Below are 23,376 nucleotides of genomic sequence, written 5' to 3'. Positions count from 1 at the left end.
TTGTTATGGAAATTCTGAACAACGAAAACAATCTAAATGCTTATTTAGAAAAAATTCACAACAAACAAATAACAATAGTTAGTGCCTTTGCAAGCAAAACAGAAAACCTGATTGACACAATGTTAAAAAATGAAAACTCCATTGAGCTTATTATCGGAACAATCAACTCATTCTCCTCCCCCGATTTCATTGAACACTGCAGAGACATCAAAAATAACAAGCTTAACTTTTCTGTAGACTTTGGTTATCAGGCAAGCACCCATTGGAAGGTGTACTTGATAGCTCCGAAGACCGTCATTATTGGAAGTGCCAATTTTACAAGCACCGGAATCAGTCTATTTCGCGACACTTGTGTAGTTATTACCAGCAAGGAGCTTCACAACAACTACAAAAAAGAAATTGCAACAATCAAAAAATCACCCGCCGATATTTATTCTCGTACGGACACCTTCAACAGGCATTTAAACCTTTACAGAGCAAATCACGACAAGATGCAAAAGGCCTTAGCCAGAGGCATGCAATACGCCGACGGTCCTGATTGGCTAAAGGATGAGTCTAACCAGTCACTGCCAATTTTTATATGGGACACCTATCACACCGAGAAGACAAAAGAGCGCGCACAGAAAGTACTAAAGGAAAACACTTCAACCATTGAGCATAAGGGCATTCGTGACTTTTTCTGTTATGACGCTTCAAGCGGATGCCCCTACAATGAGGGCGACATCGTTATCTGCACCAGCAACAAAGGTCACTACCTTGACTTTTACAGTTTTGACCGAATCATAAAAAGCGGCAAGACATATTACATCTACTCATTAAAACAAGGAAAACGCTTTCGCCCCTTCCCGATAAAACATAGAAAAAGCCAAATTAAAATCCACCTTTCAGACTGGTACGAGCAAGGTATTACTAAGCTGAACAGAGACAACATATCCAGCTTTATGTGTGACGACTAGACATTAGTTATTTCCATCGTCATGTGCGCCAGACAAGGCATCCCCCAACGACCATGAGAGACACCATGTACATCTGTGACTTGAAACCCGCAGCGGTTGAATCTGTTCGCCTTTTTCTCGCAAAGAACGGATGGGCCCATCGCACAGGTTCGTCTGATCATTTTGCTCTGCTGATCGCTAACTCCCAACGCACAGCCATTGCGGTGAAGGATTCCAGGATCATTGGGTTCGCCCGAGGCATTACCGATGGACTGTCCAACGGTTATCTGTCGATGGTTGTCGTGTGTGAGCACCATCGACTCAAAGGTGTCGGGCGTGCTCTGGTTGAGCATGTCATGGGTGACAACAACGAGATCACCTGGGTTTTACGAGCGGGTCGCGAAGGTGCTTCGGATTTCTTTTCGGGCCTGGGGTTTGAAACGTCGACCATCGCGATGGAGCGTCCGCGTCGTAAGTAACCAAGCCGCCAGTTACATCCCCGCCTTCACCAACACCGGTTTCTCTTGATACCGCTCCGGAAACAACTTCTTCAACTGGGCCACTTTCGGTAGATCATTGATAACGATGTACGGATAGGTGGGGTGTTCAGTCAGAAAGTCCTGATGTTCCTCTTCTGCCGGGTAGAAACCGTTATAGGTTTCGAGCTTGGTGACGATCGGTTTGTTGAACGATTTCGCAGCGTCGAGCTGGGCAATGTAGGCCTGGGCAACACGTTGCTGCTCGCTGTTTTCCGGAAAAATCGCCGAGCGATATTGCGTGCCGTGGTCAGGTCCCTGACGATTGAGTTCGGTCGGGTTGTGAGCCACCGAGAAGTAGATCTGCAACAAGGTGCCGTAGCTGACCTGAGTGGGGTCGAAGGTCACCTCGACCGATTCCGCGTGACCGGTATTGCCGCCGCTGACCCGCTCGTATTGAGCGGTGTCGGCCGCCCCGCCCGCGTAACCGGAGACGGCTTTCTTCACGCCTTTGACATGCTGAAACACACCTTGGACGCCCCAGAAGCAACCGCCGGCGAACACGGCGGTTTCGCTGTGGGCCTGGGTGATTTCGTCGAGGGTGGGTGCGGGGATGATGACCGCGTCTTCGGTGGATCCGAAAGAGAACGCAGAGCATTGGCCGATGACGCCAGCGGCGGCCAGTCCCAACAGGGTGCGACGCAAGGTGAACAGGGTTTTCATGAGGCGGACTCCTGAATCAGTGAAGTGGCGATCAACCGAACGTAAAGGCATACGCCGAGACACCCGGATCGAGAAATTCGATGCTGAACGTCCGATCCGTTACTGCGCCGGACTGGCGCACCAGTTGATACAAACGTTGTTCGGTGACGCTACCGCTGCCATCGGGCGCCACGTCCGTACCGTGGGCATCGCCGGGGGCTTTTCCGTCAATCAGCACTTTGAAACGCACCGGTCTGCCATCTGCGCCGGGGCCCAGTACCAGATGCAAATCACGGGCGTGGAAGCGGTAGACAATGCGACTGGCGGGCGCGCTTGAAGTGGCCCGCTCCGGACCGACCGTCCACTGACCACCCAGGCTCCAGTCATTCAGGGCCAGTTGCGGCGGTGGGCTGTAGGTCGTCAACTTGTCGGGAACCAGACTGGTTTCGGGGACGAAATGCTCCGAGCGCTGGTAGCCGACATAGGTTTCCGGCGACTGCACTTCGTTCATGTCCGGCGCGAGTTGAACACCCTCGGCATTGGCATTGATCAACCCGTCATCCACCTTGGCGGCACCCGCTTCACGCAGCAATTGCTGGATCACCCGCTCCGACTCGGCGTACTCGCCTTCGCCAAAGTGGTGATAACGAATGCGCCCCTGGGCGTCGGCAAAATAGTGGGCCGGCCAATACTCATTGTTGAAAGCTCGCCAGATCTTGAATTCGTTGTCGATGGCCACCGGGTAGTTGATACCCAGGTCCTTCATGGCTTTGGTGACGTTGCCTACGTTGCGCTCGAAGGCGAATTCGGGTGCATGGACGCCGATCACCACCAACCCCTGATCGCGGTATTTTTCAGCCCAGGCTTTTACATAGGGCAAGCTGCGCAGGCAGTTGATGCAGGAATAGGTCCAGAAATCCACCAGCACTACCTTGCCCTTCAACGCCTGGGCATCGAGTGGTGGCGAGTTGAGCCATTGCACGGCGCCATCCAGCGATGGAAGCTTGCCTTCGATGGGCAGTGTGCCCGGCGCTTTGTCAGCCACGCTCATCGCACCATCAGCAGCCGGGGTTCTCGCCATCATCGCCCCGCTGCCGTTCGGTGTCTTACCGGCCAAACGGCCCACCAGCGCCTGCTCGATACCACCGGTAGATGCCGTGGAAAACCGCGCCAGAATCCCGGTATCAAGCCCCAACGCAATCGCCGCCACACCGGCCAGCATGGCCGCGCCCAAACCTCGACGGACCCACTCGCCAGCACCGATGGAACGCTTCATGGCGGCGAAAACCTTACCGCCCAGCAGCAACGCAACCGCGAGGGAAGTGGCGGCACCGGCGGCGTAGGCCAGCAGCAACAGGGTGGTGGCGATGCTTGCCCCTTGCAGCGCGGCGCCGGTTAATAACAGGCCCAGAATTGGCCCGGCACACGGCGCCCAGAGCAGCCCCGTGGCAACACCGATCAAAAACGAAGCGCCGGGACGCGGCCGGGCATCGGTGCCCGCCGCCTCCGACAACCGACTGCCAGCCGCCACCAACGGGCGCGTCAGACGTTCGGCCAACTGCGGCAGCAACAACGTCAGCCCGAACAGGGCGACAAACACCAGCGCGAGCCAGCGTCCATACTGATTGAGTTGCACCACCCAACCGCCGCCCACTGCCGCCAATGAAGCGACCAGCGCGAAGGTCAGCGCCATGCCCGCCAGCAGCGGCAGGCTGCTCTTCATGAACGGCTGACCGGTACGAGCGAAGACAAACGGCAACACCGGCAGAATGCACGGGCTGACGATCGTCAGCACACCACCGAGATAAGCGAGGATCAGAAGCCACATAGCGTCGACCTGCAGGAAATGAGAGAAAAAGGAATCAAGCCGCCTGTGGCTTGAAGGTCATCGCCAGACCGTTCATGCAGTAGCGCAGACCAGTAGGTTTGGGCCCATCGTCGAAGACATGGCCCAGATGACCGCCGCAACGCCGGCAGTGAACCTCTTCGCGCAACACACCAAAGGACCGGTCCTGACGGGTCGCCACCGCCTTGTCCAGCGGTGCCCAGAAACTCGGCCAACCGGTGTGGCTGTCGAACTTGGTGGTAGAGGAAAACAGCGGCAGATCGCAACCGGCACAGGCAAAGGTTCCATCACGATGCTCATTGTTCAGCGCACTGCTGTAAGCCCGTTCAGTGCCCTCTTCCCGCAGGATTTCGTACTGCTCGTCACTGAGCAGGGCACGCCATTCGCTGTCAGTGTGCGTCACCTCGAAAACCTCCGCCGCGCTGGCCTCGCTGACCAGCGCAGAGCTGGCAGCAAATTTTGGCAATACACCGATCGCCAGGGCTGCAACCCCCAGCCCGCCGCTCGCTACAAGAAATTGTCGCCGTGAAAACATGGCCGTCTCCAAAATCCAAAGTGCCTTTCATGGAACACAGCCTAGGCTTGGGTTGATCGCCAAATCCTCACGGGAAGTTAAACAATTCGTGATAACTCTGGCCCCGGAAAACCCGCACAATGCGCTCATTGCGCCGAAGGATTGAGCTTGATGGAACCGACCAAACGCGTCCTCGTGGTCGAGGACGACCTGCATATCGCCGACCTTATCTGCCTGCATCTTCGTGATGAGCAGTTCGAGGTGGTGCACTGCGCCGATGGCGATGAAGGCATGCGAATGCTGCAGCAAGGAAGCTGGGATGCACTGATCCTCGACCTGATGCTGCCGGGCGTCGATGGCCTGGAAATCTGCCGGCGCGCCCGCGCCATGGCCCGCTACACACCGATCATCATCACCAGCGCGCGCTCAAGTGAAGTGCACCGGATTCTGGGGCTGGAACTCGGTGCCGACGATTACCTGGCCAAACCCTTTTCCATGCTCGAGCTGGTCGCCCGGGTCAAAGCGCTGTTGCGGCGGGTCGACGCCATGGCCCGCAACCTGAAAATGGACGCCGGCAGCCTGATCACGGACGGGCTCGCCATCGATCCGATCACCCGCGATGTGTCCCTTGACGGTCGCCGCCTCGATCTCACGCCACGGGAGTTCGACCTGTTGTATTTCTTCGCCCGCCAGCCTGGCAAGGTGTTCTCGCGCATGGACCTGCTCAATGCCGTGTGGGGTTACAGCCATGAAGGCTACGAGCACACGGTCAATACCCACATCAACCGCCTGCGCGCGAAAATCGAGGCCGACCCGGCACAACCGGTGCGCATCCTCACGGTGTGGGGCCGTGGCTACAAATTCGCGGCCAGGGAGGAACAGTCATGAGGCTGACCCTCACCCAGCGGCTGTCGCTGGTGTTCGCCGTGCTGTTGCTGGTGTGCTGCGGCACCTCGGCATGGATGCAGGTGCGCTCCAACCAGATGCATGAACAGGAAGTGGTGCAAGGGCTGTCGCGGGATCTGGCCCAACACATTGCTCGTGACACGGTGTTGATGGACACCCAGGGCCTGATGCCCAATGCCGTGCGTGACCTGTTCAGCAAACTGATGCTGGTCAATCCCAGTGTCGAGGTCTATCTGCTCGACACCGAGGGCAAGATTGTCGGCAGTGCCGCGCCCGAGGGCCGGATTCATCGACAGCAGATCGACCTCGCGCCGATCCAGCGCCTGCTCAAAGGCGATGCTCTGCCGATTCTCGGCGACGACCCGCGCAGCGCCGATGCGCGCAAGGTGTTCAGCGCCGCGCCGCTGAAAGTTGACGGCAAGCCGGCTGGTTATCTCTATGTGGTGCTGCTCGGTGAGGACCACGATCGCCTGGCTGAACGCGGCGCCACCAGTGCGGCGCTCAATACCGCCCTGTTATCGATCGGGTTGGTCGCACTGCTGTGCCTGATTGCCGGTCTTACCGCATTTGCGCTGATCACCCGACCTTTGCGCCGACTGACCGAAACCGTCAGCCAGTTCGACATCGATGGCGTCCCGGCCACGCCTCCTGAATCAGCGCCGGTGGAAAAAACCGCCAGCCACGATGAAATTGCCATTCTCGACGCCACCTTCCGACAAATGCAGGCACGCCTCAGTGAACAATGGCGTTCGTTGACCCGCCAGGATCAGGAACGCCGCGAACTGGTGGCGAACATTTCCCACGACTTGCGCACGCCGTTGGCCTCGCTTCACGGCTATCTGGAAACCCTGTCGATGAAGGACGCCACGTTGTCCCCCGCCGACCGCCGCCGCTACCTCGGCATCGCCCTGGACCAAAGCCGCAAAGTCGGCGGTCTGGCGCAATCGCTGCTGGAGTTGGTAAGGCTGGAACACGGTTTTGTGCAACCGGTGCTGGAGCGCTTCTCCCTGACCGACCTGGTGCAGGACATCTTCCAGAAATTCGAATTGACCGCCGAGGCGCGTCAGGTCGAACTGAAAGCCAACTTTGCCCCCAACGTTGCAGCCGCCTGCGCCGATCTGGGGCTGATTGAACGCGTGCTCACCAATCTGTTCGACAACGCTCTGCGCCACACCGCCCAAGGTGGGGAAATCGAACTGAGCCTGCGCCCTCAAGGGTCTTTCGTCGAAGTCACCGTCAGCGACACCGGGCCCGGCATCGCGCCAGAGCTGCGCGAAGGGTTGTTCCTGCGCCCTTTCAACATTGGCGGGGCACGGCGCGATGGCGGACTCGGGCTGCGAATCGTGCATCGGATCCTGCAACTGCACGGTCGCGATATCCAGCTGATCGATGTGCCCGGCCGCGGTGCAACGTTCCGCTTCACACTGCCGGTTGATCAGCAAACCGCAGAGCAATGGGCGGTGCGGTCGATGAATCTGAATTCACCGGGGAAATAGTCGCCGCAACCGCTATGATCCCGACTTCACTTTTCGGCAAGGACGCTGCTCGATGCTCAACACCCTGGAAAACACCCCGCTGTGGGTTTATGCAGTATTTCTGCTGCTCTGTTACTACGGCATCAAAGCCCTGTCCCCGACCCGTGAAAGCAAATTTTCGCTGCTGATCACACCGCCGATTTTGTTGGGCTGGTCGCTGTATTCGTTGAATCTGACACCCAACTTCTCACTCTCAATCAGTTGCTGGCTGGCTGCGGTGTTCGTGGGCAGCGTCGTCGCACTGGTGATTTTTTCGCGCAAGGGTGTCGAGCTGGATCAAGCGCAAACCGGGTTGATCGTGCCGGGCACAGCAAAAACCCTGGTGCTTTACCTGCTGTTTTTCGCTGTTAACTATTACTTTGGCTATCAGGCCGAGGTTGATCCGCAGCATTCGGCCACGCTGTCGATGGTGTTGCTCAAGGCGTGTGCATCAGGCATTTCGAGCGGTTTGTTCTGCGGACGCTCATTCCGGTTTTATCAAACGTTCCGCTCCCTGAAGCCCGCCATCCTGTAGGAGCCGGCTTGCTGGCGAAGGCGGAGGGTCAGTCAATATTGGTATCGACTGACATGCCGCCATCGCCAGCAAGCCGGCTCCTACAAGGTGGTGGTAGCCAGTTCTTTTGCCCGCTCGCCTGTTCACCCGTGACAACGCCGCGCAGGTCCAATAGATTAGGCGGCCTGAAAAAGCCCTGTGCTTTTTCGCCCCAATTCAAGTTAAAGAAGTAGTGAAATTTCAATGTCCGATTCCAATACCGCTGAATCCGTAGTCACCTTGTCGTCCAAAGCGGAATACGAAAACTCCATCAATCTTTCACAGCACGTGCCCCAGGCCAAGACCATCGCCGAGATGGTGCTGGACGCTTTCCAGTCCACCCGGGAAAGCGACCAGATCCGCGAGCTGCGCGCCGCGATTCGCCAGGCCCACGACCGCTTCGACGACGATAAAGCCTATGAATTGATGGGCGAACTCAAGCAACTCAAGGACGCCGAAGCGGCCGATATCGCGGCCCTTGAAGACCTGAGCAGCAAGTTCTCGATCAGCCGGATCCTTTCCAGCTTCAAGGACGATCCTGCGTTTCAGGAGATCGTCTACGGTCTGGCCCTGAAAGTACTGAACCAGACGCATCAGGCCATCAGCAACCCAACCAGTGGCAAGAGCAAAACGGCCCGCGCCAAGAAAGATGTCGAAGTGTTCACCATCAGCAAGGACGGCATCAGCGTCACGCTGCCGCTGCGCACTCCGCGTTCGCGACTCAACGTTGACCGTGAGGCCCTGGAGTTCCTCGGCTTTACCTTTGTCGGCGAAGGCGATGAAGCAGAGCTGGAAAGCGAATCGTTCCTGGACAGTAGCGGAACCGAACACGCCGTTAACCGCAAAAACATCATCACCGCGCTTCAGCAGCAAACCGCGTTCGATGGCTACAGCATCGCCGCGCAGTAACACTTCCCGCTCAGCAGCGCCTCACGCGCCACTGACCTAAAAGCCCCGCCCTAGAGCGGGGCTTTTTATTGCCCGCGATTCCGGCAAAAGCGCGATTACTCTCTGTGTATCGACGCCAGAAAAAAACTTCCCTTAACCCTTGAGCACCACGGGTCCGCCTGCGGGGAACGTCAACTTTCTTTCCAGCCCAAGACCTCAGTGGTGCGATTGCTGAGGTCATCATGCACCCGACCCCCTTGTACCGTCAGTTAGCCAACCACTACCTCGACGCGATCCGCAGCGGCACCTTGAAAACCGGGGAACGCTTCCCCTCCATTCGGCTGATGATGGAAAAACACGCCGTCAGCCTGTCGACCGCGGTGCAGGTGTGCCGGGAGCTTGAGGACTATGGCGTCCTGGAAGCCCGTCCGCGTTCCGGCAACTACATTCGCCAGCCGGACACCTTGCCCAAACCGGCCGTGACCACAACGCCTGCGCCCCTTGATACCGAGGTCTATCTCGGCATTCACGAGCAAGTGTCATCGGTGCTCAAGGCCAGCCAACGCGCGACGGTCAAGGTCAATTTCGCCAGCGCCTACTGCGCGCCGGAACTCTATCCGTTGAAGATTCTGCAAGACCATATGAGCAAGGCATTGCGTCAGGATCAGAAACTGCTGGGTGCGACAGGCCCGACCTGCGGCAACATCGAGTTGCGCAACATCCTTGCCCGACGAGCGCTGACGGCAAAGGCCAACTTGAGCGCCGAGAAAATGGTGATCACCAACGGCGCGACCGAAGCGATCAACCTGGCCTTGCGTGCGGTGACCCACCCCGGCGACACCGTGGCCGTGGAATCCCCGACCTTTTACGGCCTGCTGCAAATTCTCGAAAGTTTGAACTTGCGAGTGCTCGAAGTCCCGGCAACGGCCCATTCGGGCATCAATCTGTTCGCGCTCGAACAGCTGTTGCAAGGCCCCGAACGGATTCGGGCGCTGATCGTCATTCCCAATCTGCAGAATCCGCTCGGCAGCATCATGCCCGACACCCACAAGGCGCGGCTGGTGCAATTGTGTGCCGAGCACGGCACCGTGCTGATCGAAGACGATACCTACGGCGACCTGGTGGACACCGAGCAGCCGTTATCCACGCTCAAACACTGGGACCGCACCGACAACGTCATCTACTGCGCGTCGCTGAACAAAACGCTGGCGCCGGGCATACGCCTGGGCTGGATCAGCGCCGGGCAGTGGCACGACCGCGTGGAAATGCTCAAACACACGCAGTCCCGAGGTTGTGAAGCGTTGTCGCAACTGGCGGTCAGCGCGTTCATGAAGACGCCGTCCTACGAACGTTACCTGCGCCGCTTGAGGAAAACGCTGACACAGCAGCGCCAGCAGATGAGTGCGGCGATCACTCGCTATTTTCCACCGGGCACCCGCATCACCCATCCACGGGGCGGTACGTTGTTGTGGGTGGAACTGCCGGCTGAACAGGCGTCCATGGCGTTTTTTCATGCGGCGTTGAAGGTGGGCATCCAGATTTTGCCTGGGGATATCTTTTCCAACGCCCAGCGCTTCAGTCACTTTGTGCGGATCGGTTGTGGGGCGCCGTATTCGCCGAAGATTGATGAAGCGCTGGCGACCCTCGGCCAGCTCCTCAAAAACCAGAGCTGACGTATTTCCTGTAGGAGCGAGCGGTGCGGCGTTCCGACTTGCCCGCGAAGAACGATAATGCGGTTCTCCTGAATGACCGCGTTATCGTTCTTCGCGGGCAAGCCTCGCTCCTACAGGGAATGCGTTCAGACCGGGGTTTGGTGCAGGCAGATGATGTGTGGGTCATCGTTCCAATGCGGGAAGCGCTCGGCGATCAACGGGTCATGGCCGGGAATGACGTGGTCTTCGCCGTCGGCCAAACGGTCGATTTCGATAAACGCTTCCAGCGTCTGCGCCAGATCATCAATGATCGGAAACGGACTGCGCTGGCGAATGTTCGCCCACAAATGAGCCGCATCCGACGCCAGAACAATCCACCCGCGTGCGGTGTTCACCCGCACCACCTGGCTACCAGGCGTATGCCCGCCTACCGGGTGCAGCGTCACGCCGGGAACCACCTCGACCGTGCCGCTATGCAAACGCAAGCGTCCCTCGAACAGCGGTGGCAACGCCGACATCACATCCTCGACCTCGTAGGTTTTGTTCACCGTGCGATGGGCCATTTTCGGACCGGTGCAGAAGCGCAGCTCCGCTTCCTGCAAATGCACCGTGGCTTTCGGAAACAACCCCAGGTTGCCGGCGTGGTCCCAGTGCAAATGGGTGAGGATCAGGTTCTCGACCTGCGCCGGATCGATGTCCAGTTGACGTAGGGATTCTTCCGGCAGGCGATACATCTGACGGTTGCGCCGATCTGCTGTCGCGGGTTGAAAGCACGTGTCGACCACAATCACCTGCTGCTCATTACGAATGACCCAGAAGTAGTAATCCAGCGGCATCGACGCATTCGGATCACCGCAGCAGGCGTCGTAAAGAAAGTTCTCCCGGGCGGTGCGCTGTGCATTGGCACCGACACGGATGGCGAACACTTCGTACACAGGAACGGACATATTCACCTCCCGATCAGGCCACTGCAGCGGTTTTGAGGGTCGGACGGAAGTCGAAATCGATCTCGTCGCTAATCCCCAGATCCTGCGCCAGACGATGCAGGCCGCTGTAGTCGCGCATGATCGTGGCGTTCTTGTTGCTCTCCCGGGTGTCGGCAATGATCAGTGCCGCGTCCTCGACGCCGAGTTGCGTCAGAATCGCCTCCCACATCGAGTAGTCCTGAGCGACAAAGGCACTCAGCGCCACCGACAACGTCTGTGCGAAAAATGCCCGTTGAGGTGGCTGCATGTTGGCGTACATGACCTTCGCCACTTCCGCGAGAATCTTGCTGTGGGCATATTCGTCGCGGTTGTGCAGTTCTGCCACGCGGCGGTTTTGCGGCTGAATGGTTTGATCGTCGGCCAGCAGATCCAGGTAAGCGTTGACGCTGATCTCGGCCACTACCGCGAAGGTGATCGCCGCCAGATCGCGCTGCCACTGCTCGGGCAATTCCTCACGCAGCGCGGCAAGACGCAGATAGGTCACCGACGGCGGCAGGTCCAGATCCTGATCAAGCGCTCGATCCTCTTTGGTCCGCTCGATGGCCCGCAGGTGCATGAGCGTGTGGTAGTGCTCGTCGATCAACGTCTGCTGCATCGCTTCGCGAAAATGCCAGTCGTTTTTGCCCAGGTACTGATTGGCGATGACGCTCAGCGCAGGGTTCACCACGTGCTCTTCAGCCGTGACCGTGCGCAGGTTGTAGCCGATCCAGCCCCAGGTCACCACGGTGCTTTTGAGCTCGTCGCTCAGGGACTGGAATTTCGGGTGATGGAAAAACGGCACCATGCACTCCGGGTAATCCGGGCGCGCCGGGTCGAACGTTTCGCTGACCGAGGTCTTGTCCGGTGCGCACACCGTGGCCCTTTTGGTCCAGGCCTGATTGAGCCGCACGACTAGTTGATGATCGACCTTGGCGATCTCGATTGCTGTTTGCATGACGCGATACCTGTAAGACGCGTACCCGCCGAGGGGTACGCCGATGGAATTGTGGGCGACGGATGAATCAGGCCAGCCAGTAGCGAGTCAGGTTTCGCGCCGGGTCAGTGTATCGACTGCGGGCGTGGATCATTCGCCAATTGTCCCAAATCAGCATGCAGCCGTCGGGAATCAGCACCGGTGTGTTGTGCTGGATGAAATAGTCCTCGCCGAGCATCGCGAACCTGGCCAGTGGCGATGAGCTGTTCGTCACCTTCGATTGCTGCAGATCCTCCTCGGAAGGGTTCACATCGCCGTAGTGAAACTGGTTGTAGCTGAAGCGGAAAATGTCCCCGTCCTCTGTAGGCGTCAGGATGTATTCCTTGACCCGCGTTTGCGCCACTTCACCCGGTTTGGCGGTGGCCACGAACTCCACGGGCGTGTCGTCGATCCATTCGCGCAACTCGGGCTCCGTGCGTTCGAGGAATGCCAGGAACTCGATCCCGTCGACCAACCCGGTATGCCCGCCACCGCACGTGGCCTGATGATGACAATGCAGCGCCAGATAACGCGGCGGTGGGCCGTAGACCGGCGCTTCGGTGTGCGGGCCGATGCCGTTCATGCTCTGGGAGTACGGCAACGCTTCGTACCCCGGTTTGCGGGTAATGGCGAAGGCCGTCTGCCCGTTGAATTGCGGAATGATCTGACCGAACGCCTGCAATGTGCCGACGACATCGTAGGCAAATTCGGCCGGGGTCAGTACCGTCCAGCCGCGGGACGACAATTCGTCATGGCGGTGGCCCAGTGAAACGTAAGGTGTAGACGCAACAATCCCTTGATCTGACATGGTGAAGTTCCTGGCGGTTTATCAGGCGTTAACGGTTGAGGTGTAAGCGGCAATGAATTCGCGGCAGGCGTTGCCTGGTCGGTAGCGCTGCTCGTCGATGCTCTGCACGGGGGTGATTTCGGCGGCGGTTCCCGTCAGAAAACACTCATCGAAATCGCCAAGCTCCGTAGGAAGAATGGTGCGCTCGACCACCTGGTAATCCAGCGCCCCGGCCAATTCGATAACGGTCTGGCGGGTGATGCCATTGAGGAAGCAATCGGGTAGCGGCGTATGCAGCGTCCGGTCCTTGACGAAGAACACGTTGGCGCTGGTGGCTTCGGCGACGTGACCGCGCCAGTCGAGCATCAACGCGTCGTGAAAACCGTTGTTTTCCGCATCGTGCTTGCTGAGCGTGGCGATCTGGTAATGCCCGGACGCCTTGGCTTCGAACGGGCTGCTGCTGGGTGGCGGACGCCGCCACTGCGCGGTCTTCAAGCAAATGCCGCCCATGTGCCCCGCCGGGTCGAAGTAACTCGGCCATTGCCAGCAGGCGATCGCCACGTGCACGCGGTTGAAACGAGCCGAGGTCGAGATCATTTCACTGCCGCGCCACGCCACCGGCCGCAGATAGCCGTCCACGACGTTGTTGCGCTGCAGCAGTTCATGACTGGCCGCTTCCAGTTCGGCCAGCTCATAGGGAATCGCGAAATCCATCAACTGTGCCGAGCGATACAGCCGCTCGCTGTGTTCGCGCAGCTTGAAGATCTTGCCGTTGTAGACGCGCTCCCCTTCGTACACCGTACTCGCGTAATGCAGGCCGTGACTCAGCACATGCAGTCGCGCCTGGGACCACTCGACGAACTCGCCGTCGAGCCAGATAAAACCTTCTCGCTGATCAAACGGAATACTGCTCATATCCTTATCTCCTGATGAATCGTCCTACGCCGTTTCGAGCAGGACCGGTATCAATTCGGGCGCTGCCACAGGCTCCGGCTGAAAGAAGAACGCACGTTCGCCAAACGCTGGCCGCAACTCATCGAACCAGGTCGCGTTCGGATCAAAGCGCGCATAGAACGTGCGCAATACCCATTGCGGGTCCCGAGCCTGGAGAAACTGCAGCACGAAGACTTTTTCCCCGGCCACGGTCTCGATGCCGTTGATCAACACCTTGCCGTAGAAGGTGCTCATGGACGGCCCACGCACGGTGCGCGCCAGCCCGGACACCGTGCGGTAGGCCGCCTGGAAGATCTCGAACGCCCGCGCCAGCGGCATCGCAAAATAGTGGCTGGGCCCGGTATCGCGCTCGACGAACATGTAATAAGGCACCGCTCCCAGCCGCACGCCTTCAGTCCACAATTCGGCCCAATCGCCGGGGTTCTCGTTGATGTGGCGGATCACCGGCGCCTGCATGCGCAACGTCGCGCCGGTGGAACGAATGCGTTCGACAGCCTGCCGGGCAATGTCCTGGCGAATCTCGACCGGGTGGTTGTAGTGCCCCATGACCGACAGGTTTTTCCCGGCCGCAACGATGCGCTTGAACAGATCCAGCAGCTGCGGCGCATCCTTGTCGCTGACAAACCGCTGTGGCCAATACGCCACGGACTTGGTGCCGATGCGGATGCTTTTGAGGTGTGGCAGCGCCAGCAGCGGCTCGATGTAACCGGCCAGCGAACGGGTGTTCATGATCATCGGATCGCCACCGGTGATCAGCACATCCGTCACTTCAGTGTGCACCCGCAAGTAATTCACCAGCTCCTGGGACTCACGCGCGTTGAACTTGAGCTCCTCTTCGCCGATGAACTGCGCCCAGCGAAAACAGAACGTGCAGTAGGCGTGACACGTCTGACCGGCACCGGGGAAAAACAGCACGGTCTCGCGGTACTTGTGCTGAATGCCCGGCAGGACTTTTCCGTCGAGGGTCGCGCCGTTGTGCGTCAGCTGCCCGGCCGGATGCGGGTTCATGCGCAACCAGATCGCCTCGATCCGTCGCTTGATGGCGACGGCGTCATCGCGTTCGATCAGTTGCTTGAGCGACGCGTATTCGTCCGGCAGCAGCATGTCCTTGTGGGGAAAGGTCATGCGAAAAATCGGATCGTCCGGAATGTTGTTCCAGTCGATCAACGTGCCCAGCACATATTCATTGGTGCGAAACGGCATGACCCTGGCCACCACGGTCATGGCTTCCTGCAACGCTGGCGTCAGTTTCTGCCAGTACGGCGTGTCGCGAATGGTGCGTGAGTTGTAGGGTTTGTATCTTTCCAGCTCCGACGTTCCCTGCATGGCAGCGCTCCTGGTGATTGCCTGGCGTTAGTTACTGGATGGCCGGCGCTGCGCGCTCTATGTCCATCCATGCCCGAACGCTGTCGCGATCCCACTGCCGACGCACATAGGCCGCGAGCCGCTGAGGAACGCGGTCGCCATTGGCGAGCAGTCGGTTGAGCATGATTGCCAGGTCGGTGTCGGCAATGCTCCAGTCACCGAACAGGTGATCGGCCCCCTCCTCCAGCAACCGATCCGCGACGAAGAACAGCCTTGCGACAGCGGCCTGGGCTTCGTCCGACAACGGGGTTTCTTTCTTGCCGAAGTAAATGAGGTCCGCCGGGCGCTCTTTGCGAATCACCAACAAATCACTGCGCAACCAGGCCTGGAGTTGACGGGCGCGAGCGCGCTGTTTGATGTCGAGCGGGAACAGTTTTTTATGCCCCGGCGCTATCTCTTCCAGGTATTCGGCGATGGCCGAAGATTCAGACAGTGCAAAACCATCGTGAACCAGCGTGGGAATCTTGCAGGTCAGCGATACATCACGATAACTCGCCAGGTAGTTATCACGCGTCTTTAAATCAACCTTAACAAGTTCAAATGAAAGTTGCTTTTCTTTCAGCGCGACAAATGCCGACATTGCAAAAGCACTGACAAAATCTGCGCCAACATACAGTTTCAGCTTCGTACTATCCATAGAACGCTCCCTTGCACTAACCACAATAATCCGTTGCATTGGAATCGATCGTAGTTAGTTGGCCAGGTGCTGAACAGATACAGAAATTATCTGTTTCTACGGATACAGAAAGTCAAAACAGCCATGGCCTGCCGGGGTAGCAGAAATGAAAAAGGGAGCCTGCGCATGCGGACTCCCTTGTGGGCAAAACGGGAAGATTGAGCGTGTCAGACCGTGGCGTCTGCAGCATTGGAGAGCAACGCCATCTGGGGCATGTTGCTCATGTTCAGCATGGCCAGCGGCTCAGTGATGCTGGTGTTGACGAAGCCATGCCGGGTCCAGGCCGGCACCAGCAACACGTCGCCGGGGCTGATGTTCACTGCATCGGCATCGCCAAGGGTCAAGGTACCGCTGCCGGACTGAATGAAGAACAGGTGCCACCACGAATGGGCATGACTGTTCAGTTCGGTGCCGGGGTTCAACCATTGCATCGACACCGCCATCCCTGGCGTCAACTTGCAACCTTCACTGCTGTCATGGTGAGCCAGCGCGACAATATCGACCTCGCTGGCCGCAAGGCTCTGGCGCATATCGGTAAGTTCATCGCCCTTCCACACCCGTGCACTCACCGGTGGACGGGTTAAACTCTGGCGAAAGTCCTTATATGAAAAAAAACCACCTTGAATGTTATTCATCCGTAAACACCGAGTTATGAGCGACTTAAGTGACCAGACACTAGGCGAACAATTGATCACTGTAAAGTCGGCGCACTAACACTCACAAGACCGAAGGCCGAAGCGCCACAATCATGTCAACTTCTACGGCGGCATTTTTCGGTAGCTGATAAACGCCGACAGTGGTTCGAGTATGTTTGCCCGCATCGCCCAGCACATGGCTGAAGACATCCGAAGCACCGTTGGCAACTTCGCTGAGGTCAACAAAGTCCGCCGTGGACTTCACGTAAACCGTGATACGTATCAGCGACTTTATTTTGTCCAGCGAGCCGATGGCATCAACGATCAAGGCCAGCCCGCGCATGGCGCTGATACTGGCGGCTGCTTGTGCATCGGCCAGGCTGAGCTCCAGCCCTACCCTGCCGGGGTAGCGGATTTCGCCGGTCATGCGCGGTACCAGGCCGCTGAGATAGAGCTCATCGTGATGCCGAATCAGCGGCGCGTAATGACCACCCGCGGTGTTTTCGCCGTAGATGTCATAGTCCAGCTCTTTCGCCAGGGCTATAAAGCGCTCATCACAGGTCATTTTTTGCTCGATCATTGAAACAATCCTCTCAACTCAAAAATACCAAAACGCAGGTCCGGGAGACTCAACCCGCGGCTCTCGCCGGGGCCGCCAGGCTTGTGACCTCGACACGTGATTCGATCGCGTCAGCCAGGCGCAGCAGGTTGTCGCTGAGCTGTGCGTAGTCTTCGCTGAACAACACGATGTGGCCGATAAACGAAGTGTTGTCCTTCACCAGTGCGGTGACCGAATCACTGAGGCGTTTGGTGTAAACGGCTTCTACCAGCTCGATGTTCAGGTCCCGGGCCAGGGACTCGATGTCCGGCACGTAGCGCAGCAGTCCGCCGGCCGGTGCCCGGACTAGACGGATGCCGCAATAGCCCCGAGCGACGGGATCGCGCGGGTCGGTCTTGCCTTCCACCGCCCACCTGACCCAGCGCTCCCACGGATCGAAATCGACGAACGCCAGGCGGGCCAGGTCCCAGATGTGCATGCCGCCGGGGCGCATGTTGGTTTCCACCGCCGACGTCAGGCCGTCGCTGCGCAGGAACACCTCGTTGTGGTACGCGCCGTTAGCCTGCGAGACCAACCCGGACATGTGTCGACCGGCAGCCGCCAGTCGGGCTTGCACGTCTGCCGCCAGCGGTGCTGGCACCACTTGCTGGATTTCTGCGCGATAGGCGCCTTCCGTGGTGGTTTTCTCCGTGACCCACGTGCTGCCCGCAACGTAATCCCAGCTGTATTCCCGGGCGTTCTGAATCAGTTCTTCAAGGACGATGCCACCCTCGCGATACGGCTTGAGTGCCTGCCACGCCTCGTCGCATTCGGACGGATGATGGATGACCCGGCAGCCCCTGCTTGCGCCTTCGCAGGCAGGTTTGATGAAGGCTTTGCCGCCCAGTTCGACGACCCGCTGACGCAGCTCGGCAAGGGTTTCGATGCGCACGGAAAACACCGGACGATAATCTTCCGGCGAACGCTCGGCCGCCGCTTCCAGCTTGCGAAAGATTTGTTTGTCCAACCCCGCACGCGCCTCGGCCGGGGTGATGCCGGGCAAGCCGTAATGACTCGCCAGCGCCGCGCCGAGCAGCACGCCACGGTCGGAAAACGGCAGCACGCCGATCAGTTTCCAGTGATCGGCACTCAAGCAACCCGCCACCAGTTCCAGGGATTCGGTGACGTCTTCCGGCGCCAGCGACGTGCTGCAGACGTGATCGGCCACCTGGTCGTCATCGGGCTGAATCTTCTCGACCAGCAGGATCAACCGGGCGTTGTAGAGCGTTTTGCAGAGTTCGCGCAGTTTCTGGATGTCGTGAACCCGATTGCCGTTGTACCCGACCACCACTACGCATGACGTCGTATTCATGAAGCCTCCGACCTGTGGAGTAAAAAACGCAAACGCGGTGACTCAGTCGTGCAGCGACGCGTTGGATCTACGGTTGAGCCAGTACCAGGCGAGGATGCCTCCCGCGCCGATGGCAGCCAGTACCAGGGCGCTATAGGGCGGCGGCATGACCCGCATGATCAGCACCGTCAGGCCGGCACCGACGCCCAGGGACACTTCCTTGACGAACATGTTGTTTTGTTTGACGGAGAAGTAATCGAGGTAGCTGAACGCACACTCGGCGATGGACAGCAGCGCGACCCAGATCAACGCGCCCACGAGGGTTTCGACGTGGAATGCGCCCGGCGACGAGAGCACCGCGAAGCCGCCGATGATGATCCCGATGACAGCGACCACTTTGAAGCGCCCGGTGCGCTCGATCAGTTTCATCACCGGCACCTGGGCGAAGACCACCACGGCGCTGTTGAGGATCAGCATCAGCCCATACCAGGCCGGCAGTTCGCCGGTTTCGAGCAGGATTGCCTGGGGCAGGATCGAGAACACGCCGAACAGCTTGATGCCCATGATGATGCCGGCGATCACCCATGGCAGTTTGTTGCGCCAGCCGCTGCCGTCATGAGTGACCGGGCTGGCAACCACCGGTTGGGAGGTGAAGGTCGCGCCCATGGCGATGGGCAGGCACAGCAGGACGAAGCCCGCTGCGCCGAGGAAAAACAGGGTCGGGGTCAGCAGCGGCGAGAGCAGGATCAACCCCGCCACCAGACTGCCCATGTTCATGGCGACGCGGTTGTAGGCCGCGCCCTCCTTGGTCTGGGCGGCTTCGCTCTTGATCAGGTAACCGGCAATCGCGATACCGTAGGCGAACAGCGCGGCGGCGAACATCACCATGCCCTGGTTGCTGGTGACCGCCAGCAACACCAACCCGAGGGCGGCGCACAACAACGTGACGCTCAGGGAGCGACGGCCCAGCACCAATAACGTCAGCGGCAGCAGCAACAGCAACGCCCGATAACCGAGGGCGAGGATGCTGTTGGTGGCGGTGTCGAGCCAGACGTTGGCCTTGCCCAGCACGGCAAACAGCGACACGGCGGTGATGATCCGGATCGTGAACAGGCGAATATTGATCACCGGTTTTGCGACGGCGACCGTTGTTTGAACACTCATGCAACACCTCTGGAACCAGCGATTGTTCAGGCGTTCAGCGCGAACAATCAGGAAAGTCTGTAAGGTGATGGTAGAGAGAGTCGCTTGTTTTCATCAGAGCAAGTTCGTATAGAATCAAACGAACTTTACTGCCGGAGAGACCAGTAAAATGCAGGTTCAGCGTGCAGTGATCGCCGCCATCGAGTTCCAGCCGGGTGTGCCGCTGGTCCAGCAGATTGTCGATCAATTGTCGGTAGCGATCAGCCAGGGCGGGCTGCCTCACGGCTCGCGGCTGCCGCCGATTCGCGAACTTTCCGAGTTGATGAACGTGGGCAAGTCCACCGTGGTGGATGCGCTGGACCGCTTGCGCGCCAAGGGTCTGGTGGTTTCACGCCAGGGGTCGGGGCATTACGTGCACCGCTCCAGCGCCACGCTCAAGACCGATGCCGGCCCGGACCTGCAACCTCAAGACACCCTCAGCGTGGTCCGCCGCGCGGTGCTGCAGGACAACGGCTCGCTGCGCCCCGGTGCCGGTTTTCTGCCTTCATCGTGGCTACCGGCGGACGAACTGCTCAAAGCCGTGCGCGGCACCCTGCGCGCAACGTCCCTGCGCATGGGCGAATACGGCGTCGCCGCCGGTTACCTGCCGCTGCGCGAAGCGTTGCGGGTCAAACTGGCGACCCTGGGCATCGAAGTGCCGGTGGACCAGATCATCACCACGGCCAACACCGTGCAGGCCATCGACATGCTGATGCGCCTGCTGGTCAAACCCGGCGACACGGTGCTGCTCGACGATCCGTGCTACTTCACCATGCACACCAACCTGGCCCTGCATGGCGCCCGGGTCATCACCATCCCCCGTGGCGCGGACGGCATGGACCTGGACGCCTTCGAGCAATTGCTGATTGTCCATCGGCCCGTGCTCTACATGACCAATAACACCCTGCACAATCCGACCGGACACTCGTTCTCCCCGGCGCAGGTCTATCGCTTGCTGGAGTTGAGCCACCGTTACGGGTTTCACATCCTCGAAGACGATTTGTATTGCGACATGCAGCAACGAACGACCCCGCGCCTGGCAGCGGGCGGGCTGGACAATGTCAGTTACGTCTCCGGTTTCTCCAAGACCCTGACGGCGAACAGTCGGGTCAGCTATGCGGTGCTTTCGCCGCAACTGGCGGCACGGATGGTTACCCTGAAAATGGCCTGCGGTGGCATGACCTCGGAACTGGCGGAGCAGATTATCTGCACGATGCTCAGTGACGGCAGCTACGCCAAACACACCCGGCGCACGGTGGATCGGCTTTACGAGGCGAGCAGTCGGGTGAGCAGTTGGCTGATGGAAGCCGGTTGCTCGGTGTCATCGCTGCCCCATGAAGGGTTGTTTATCTGGACGCGATTGCCCGAAGGGCATCATGCCGAAACGCTGGCGAGGAAAGGCCTGGACATCGACCTGGTGCTGGCGCCCGGCACCTTGCTCAGCAAAGCGCCGGATGCCAGCCACTTCCTGCGATTCAACGTGGCGCACAGCGATAACGTTCAGGTGCGGGAGCGGTTCTTTCGGTTGCTCGACACACCCAGTGAATAACTGACCACCACCGTCCTGTAGGAGCGAGCGGTTATGTGTTGTGGCCGAGCTCGTGTCCGGCATAATTTTCTTGCGGCATGACATCCCCAGCGACCGCTCTCATGGATCAACTCCTAGTCGCACGCTGCTCGGCCTCATAATGCCGAGTCTGGAAAGGCATGAGCGTTTGAGCCTTCAACCCAAGCCCTTCACTCAACCCCCACGAGACAGCTAGCTCATCCCGACGAAGGCGAAGTGGTAGAACAGCCGGCGGCATAACCGCCTGCCTGGATGTCGAATGCGTAAAAAGCTCGAGGGCACTGAGGGCTTCCGACACGCGGCATTCGGAAACGCAGGCAAAGCGAGTGAATCGCTCAAGCAAGTAGCCTGCTCGACGAACTTCCACATCATCCGTGTGGCAACTCAAAAAGGCCGTGACTTCACTTTTCAGATTCGAGTTTGAGTACCAGACCTCTTTCGCGGCACTCACCAGCGCAGTGTCATCGGCTTGATTTAATGGGCTCTTGACCAGTGTGTCCAAGGCCGATGAGAGGACGTGGCCATCAAACGAACTCTTCATCCGTATTCTCCAGGTAGTCTTCCAGAATTTGAGTTAAAACGGAGGTTGGAGGCTCTTTATTCCCAACATATACATCAATTGCCTGCAATGCCAGCCGATGGAAATCGGCACTCAGTATGAAGCCGCTCCGCAGAAGCGCCCTGATATCGCTGACGTCCTGCTCGGTCGCTCTGCCCAGTTTTGATATCGCAATATCGACCGGTGCCGCTATGTGCACGTACAGAGGCGATTCAATTGGAAACTCCGTGAGCGGAAGGCTCCGCTCCCAATAATCCTCGTGAATTGGGCCGAAACTGGTGTTGTACTGGAGGTCATAGTTCAGCTCCATTAACCGACCTGACTGCTCATCCACAAACTGCTCGGGTATCTGCGCAAGCATGGTTTGAAGGTGAAGAGCTTCAGGGACATTTGCCTCGTAAATCTCGGCATCGACGTCTGTCGAAAAACGATGATTTGTATACAGATGAACTGCACAACCACCAAACACGATAATTTTGACTGCCCCCGATTCTGCTCCCTCAAGTACCAGTTCCACTTCGAGGGATTTGAACATCGAAATCAGAGCTTGGCCCAATGCCTTACTCGTATTGACGCTCGGGGTAATTGCGTCCTGCACTGCCATTGTCGATCCTCTAGTACTCTCGGAGCGTGGCGCGGCGCGCGAATACCTCTGCCGCTAATTGCGCACGTCCCGAAGTTAGAGAGGCAACTTCCGACCGACAACCTGAAAGCTGTGTGGGAAGTTTCTGCAGTTTTACCGATCAATCGTTGTCGTCTGTCAGACCGCCATCGCGAGCAAGCTTGCTCCTACAGGGGTCTGTGTCGTGCTCAAGATGTGGAGCAACGCCGATCCATTGCAGGAGCAAGCTTGCTCGCGATGCAGGCAACTCGGTCCACCAGAATACGGGCAATAAAAAACCCCGCTCCTTCTCTCAAAGGGCGGGGTTTTTCTTTACAGCATCCAACGCTTAAGGCGCGTACGTCAGCAACAGCTCGGTCGGCACTTTGAAGTCCAGGGACATCATCACGCTCAACGCGGTAATGGTGAAGATCGAGAACACGAACAGCTTGCGTGCCCAGACCGTGTCATCCACTGCCTTGTAGCCGGTCCAGGCCATGTACAACCAGTACATGCCCATGGCCGCGGCGACGGCGAGGTAGCTCATGCCGGCGTAACCGCTGAAGGTCAGCATCAAGGTCGCCACGAGGAAGGCCAGGATGTAGATCAGGATGTGCTTCTTGGCCACTTGAATCCCGCGCTTCACTGGCAGCACCGGAATCGATGCGGCCAGGTAATCGTTGAAGCGGAAGATCGCGATGGCGTAGGAATGCGGCATCTGCCACAGGCTGAACATCACCAGCAGCGTCAGTGCAGCCATGTCGAAGGTGTTGCTCACCGCGACATAGCCAATCACCGGCGGCATGGCGCCCGACAGACTGCCCACCAGCGTGCCGTGAACCGACTTGCGCTTGAGGTACAGGCTGTAGAAGCCGACGTAGATGACAAAGCCGATCACGGCGAACAGCGCAGCCAACGGATTGGCCACCTTGTACAGCAACGCAACGCCGGCAACACCCAGGACGGTCGCGAAGGCCAGGGCCAGTTTCAGGGAGACAAAGCCCTGAACCAGCGCCCGGTTCTTGGTGCGTTCCATCTTGATGTCGATGTCGCGGTCGATGCAGTTGTTGAACACGCAACCGGATGCCACCACCAGGGACGTGCCGATCATGGCGGCCAGGAAGATGGCCAGATCGACATGCCCTTTCGAGGCCAGGAAAAATCCGCCTGCCACTGAAAGCACGTTACCGAAAATGATCCCCGGTTTGGTGATTTGGATAAAGTGCTTCAAGGACAT

The 23,376-nt window shown here is 58.6% G+C and carries 24 protein-coding genes; 8 read left to right on the top strand and 16 right to left on the bottom strand.

What is annotated here, in order from left to right; all coding sequences use genetic code 11:
• The first annotated feature begins 5 nt into the window (after positions 1-5).
• Positions 6-956, top strand: coding sequence for a phospholipase D family protein (locus KGA82_RS14100; RefSeq protein ID WP_223450824.1), 951 nt, complete (start codon positions 6-8; stop codon positions 954-956).
• A gap of 65 nt (positions 957-1,021) precedes the next feature.
• Positions 1,022-1,414, top strand: a complete 393-nt coding sequence (locus KGA82_RS14095) for a GNAT family N-acetyltransferase (RefSeq protein WP_008025435.1) — start codon at positions 1,022-1,024, stop codon at positions 1,412-1,414.
• A 12-nt stretch (positions 1,415-1,426) separates the two neighbouring features.
• On the opposite strand, the gene msrA is transcribed toward KGA82_RS14095, so the two are convergent.
• Genes msrA through msrB form a run of 3 tightly spaced genes read right to left on the bottom strand, consistent with a single transcriptional unit; the run spans position 1,427 to position 4,494 of the window.
• Positions 1,427-2,134 (bottom strand): peptide-methionine (S)-S-oxide reductase MsrA, encoded by a 708-nt coding sequence (msrA, locus tag KGA82_RS14090; protein ID WP_223450822.1) that lies wholly within the window; start codon positions 2,132-2,134, stop codon positions 1,427-1,429.
• 31 nt (positions 2,135-2,165) lie between these two features.
• Complete coding sequence (locus KGA82_RS14085; protein ID WP_223450820.1) at positions 2,166-3,941, bottom strand: cytochrome c biogenesis protein DipZ; 1,776 nt, start codon at positions 3,939-3,941, stop codon at positions 2,166-2,168.
• A 34-nt stretch (positions 3,942-3,975) separates the two neighbouring features.
• Positions 3,976-4,494: a peptide-methionine (R)-S-oxide reductase MsrB gene (msrB, locus tag KGA82_RS14080; RefSeq protein WP_223450819.1), complete on the bottom strand. Its 519-nt coding sequence runs from the start codon at positions 4,492-4,494 to the stop codon at positions 3,976-3,978.
• A gap of 150 nt (positions 4,495-4,644) precedes the next feature.
• Between msrB and KGA82_RS14075 the strand changes: the two genes are divergently transcribed.
• The 3 genes from KGA82_RS14075 to KGA82_RS14065 are packed head-to-tail and all read left to right on the top strand — an operon-like array spanning position 4,645 to position 7,428.
• On the top strand, positions 4,645-5,361 hold the full coding sequence (locus KGA82_RS14075; protein WP_223450815.1) for a response regulator transcription factor: 717 nt from the start codon (positions 4,645-4,647) through the stop codon (positions 5,359-5,361).
• The gene (locus tag KGA82_RS14070; RefSeq protein WP_223450813.1) at positions 5,358-6,875 is read left to right on the top strand and encodes a sensor histidine kinase; all 1,518 of its coding nucleotides are present in this window, start codon (positions 5,358-5,360) and stop codon (positions 6,873-6,875) included. Before KGA82_RS14075 ends, KGA82_RS14070 begins: the two co-directional genes overlap by 4 nt.
• Positions 6,876-6,927: 52 nt before the next feature.
• A complete protein-coding gene (locus KGA82_RS14065; RefSeq protein WP_223450811.1) occupies positions 6,928-7,428 on the top strand; it encodes a DUF6622 family protein in 501 nt (166 codons plus the stop codon).
• A gap of 28 nt (positions 7,429-7,456) precedes the next feature.
• Here KGA82_RS14065 and KGA82_RS14060 read toward each other — a convergent pair whose 3' ends face one another.
• Entirely contained in the window at positions 7,457-7,651 is a 195-nt protein-coding gene (locus KGA82_RS14060; RefSeq protein ID WP_157214346.1) for a hypothetical protein, read from the bottom strand.
• Between KGA82_RS14060 and KGA82_RS14055 the strand changes: the two genes are divergently transcribed.
• The gene (locus KGA82_RS14055; protein WP_008025424.1) at positions 7,651-8,355 is read left to right on the top strand and encodes a hypothetical protein; all 705 of its coding nucleotides are present in this window, start codon (positions 7,651-7,653) and stop codon (positions 8,353-8,355) included. The genes KGA82_RS14060 and KGA82_RS14055 overlap by 1 nt on opposite strands.
• Before the next feature lie 221 nt (positions 8,356-8,576).
• On the top strand, positions 8,577-10,007 hold the full coding sequence (locus KGA82_RS14050) for a PLP-dependent aminotransferase family protein (RefSeq protein ID WP_223450809.1): 1,431 nt from the start codon (positions 8,577-8,579) through the stop codon (positions 10,005-10,007).
• Between the two features lie 125 nt (positions 10,008-10,132).
• Here KGA82_RS14050 and KGA82_RS14045 read toward each other — a convergent pair whose 3' ends face one another.
• The 10 genes from KGA82_RS14045 to KGA82_RS14000 form a co-directional block, all read right to left on the bottom strand.
• Positions 10,133-10,933 (bottom strand): N-acyl homoserine lactonase family protein, encoded by an 801-nt coding sequence (locus KGA82_RS14045; protein ID WP_223450807.1) that lies wholly within the window; start codon positions 10,931-10,933, stop codon positions 10,133-10,135.
• A 13-nt stretch (positions 10,934-10,946) separates the two neighbouring features.
• Positions 10,947-11,906: a diiron oxygenase gene (locus KGA82_RS14040; RefSeq protein ID WP_223450805.1), complete on the bottom strand. Its 960-nt coding sequence runs from the start codon at positions 11,904-11,906 to the stop codon at positions 10,947-10,949.
• A gap of 67 nt (positions 11,907-11,973) precedes the next feature.
• Positions 11,974-12,732: a TauD/TfdA family dioxygenase gene (locus tag KGA82_RS14035; protein ID WP_223414580.1), complete on the bottom strand. Its 759-nt coding sequence runs from the start codon at positions 12,730-12,732 to the stop codon at positions 11,974-11,976.
• 21 nt (positions 12,733-12,753) lie between these two features.
• Entirely contained in the window at positions 12,754-13,626 is an 873-nt protein-coding gene (locus KGA82_RS14030; protein ID WP_223450803.1) for a branched-chain amino acid aminotransferase, read from the bottom strand.
• Positions 13,627-13,650: 24 nt separating this feature from the next.
• On the bottom strand, positions 13,651-14,991 hold the full coding sequence (locus KGA82_RS14025; RefSeq protein WP_223450801.1) for a KamA family radical SAM protein: 1,341 nt from the start codon (positions 14,989-14,991) through the stop codon (positions 13,651-13,653).
• Between the two features lie 31 nt (positions 14,992-15,022).
• Positions 15,023-15,667, bottom strand: a complete 645-nt coding sequence (yfcF, locus tag KGA82_RS14020; protein ID WP_223450888.1) for a glutathione transferase — start codon at positions 15,665-15,667, stop codon at positions 15,023-15,025.
• A 206-nt stretch (positions 15,668-15,873) separates the two neighbouring features.
• Complete coding sequence (locus KGA82_RS14015) at positions 15,874-16,341, bottom strand: cupin domain-containing protein (protein WP_223450799.1); 468 nt, start codon at positions 16,339-16,341, stop codon at positions 15,874-15,876.
• Positions 16,342-16,423: 82 nt separating this feature from the next.
• A complete protein-coding gene (locus KGA82_RS14010; protein WP_008025407.1) occupies positions 16,424-16,921 on the bottom strand; it encodes a RidA family protein in 498 nt (165 codons plus the stop codon).
• Between the two features lie 49 nt (positions 16,922-16,970).
• A complete protein-coding gene (locus tag KGA82_RS14005; RefSeq protein ID WP_223450797.1) occupies positions 16,971-18,251 on the bottom strand; it encodes a biotin carboxylase in 1,281 nt (426 codons plus the stop codon).
• Between the two features lie 42 nt (positions 18,252-18,293).
• Entirely contained in the window at positions 18,294-19,394 is a 1,101-nt protein-coding gene (locus KGA82_RS14000; RefSeq protein WP_008043746.1) for a hypothetical protein, read from the bottom strand.
• A 148-nt stretch (positions 19,395-19,542) separates the two neighbouring features.
• Here KGA82_RS14000 and KGA82_RS13995 point away from each other — a divergent pair, with 148 nt between their 5' ends.
• A complete protein-coding gene (locus KGA82_RS13995; protein WP_223450795.1) occupies positions 19,543-20,961 on the top strand; it encodes a PLP-dependent aminotransferase family protein in 1,419 nt (472 codons plus the stop codon).
• A gap of 542 nt (positions 20,962-21,503) precedes the next feature.
• On the opposite strand, the gene KGA82_RS13990 is transcribed toward KGA82_RS13995, so the two are convergent.
• Together KGA82_RS13990 and cyoE are read right to left on the bottom strand one after the other, a co-directional pair.
• On the bottom strand, positions 21,504-22,142 hold the full coding sequence (locus KGA82_RS13990) for a DUF6036 family nucleotidyltransferase (RefSeq protein ID WP_223450793.1): 639 nt from the start codon (positions 22,140-22,142) through the stop codon (positions 21,504-21,506).
• A gap of 346 nt (positions 22,143-22,488) precedes the next feature.
• Positions 22,489-23,376 carry a heme o synthase gene (gene cyoE, locus KGA82_RS13985; RefSeq protein WP_008025400.1) on the bottom strand — a complete coding sequence of 296 codons (888 nt, stop codon included), beginning with the start codon at positions 23,374-23,376 and terminating at the stop codon, positions 22,489-22,491.

Source organism: Pseudomonas sp. BF-RE-22, assembly GCF_019956155.1.
Lineage (GTDB): Bacteria > Pseudomonadota > Gammaproteobacteria > Pseudomonadales > Pseudomonadaceae > Aquipseudomonas > Aquipseudomonas migulae.
This window is presented reverse-complemented; position numbering and strand designations above follow the sequence as displayed.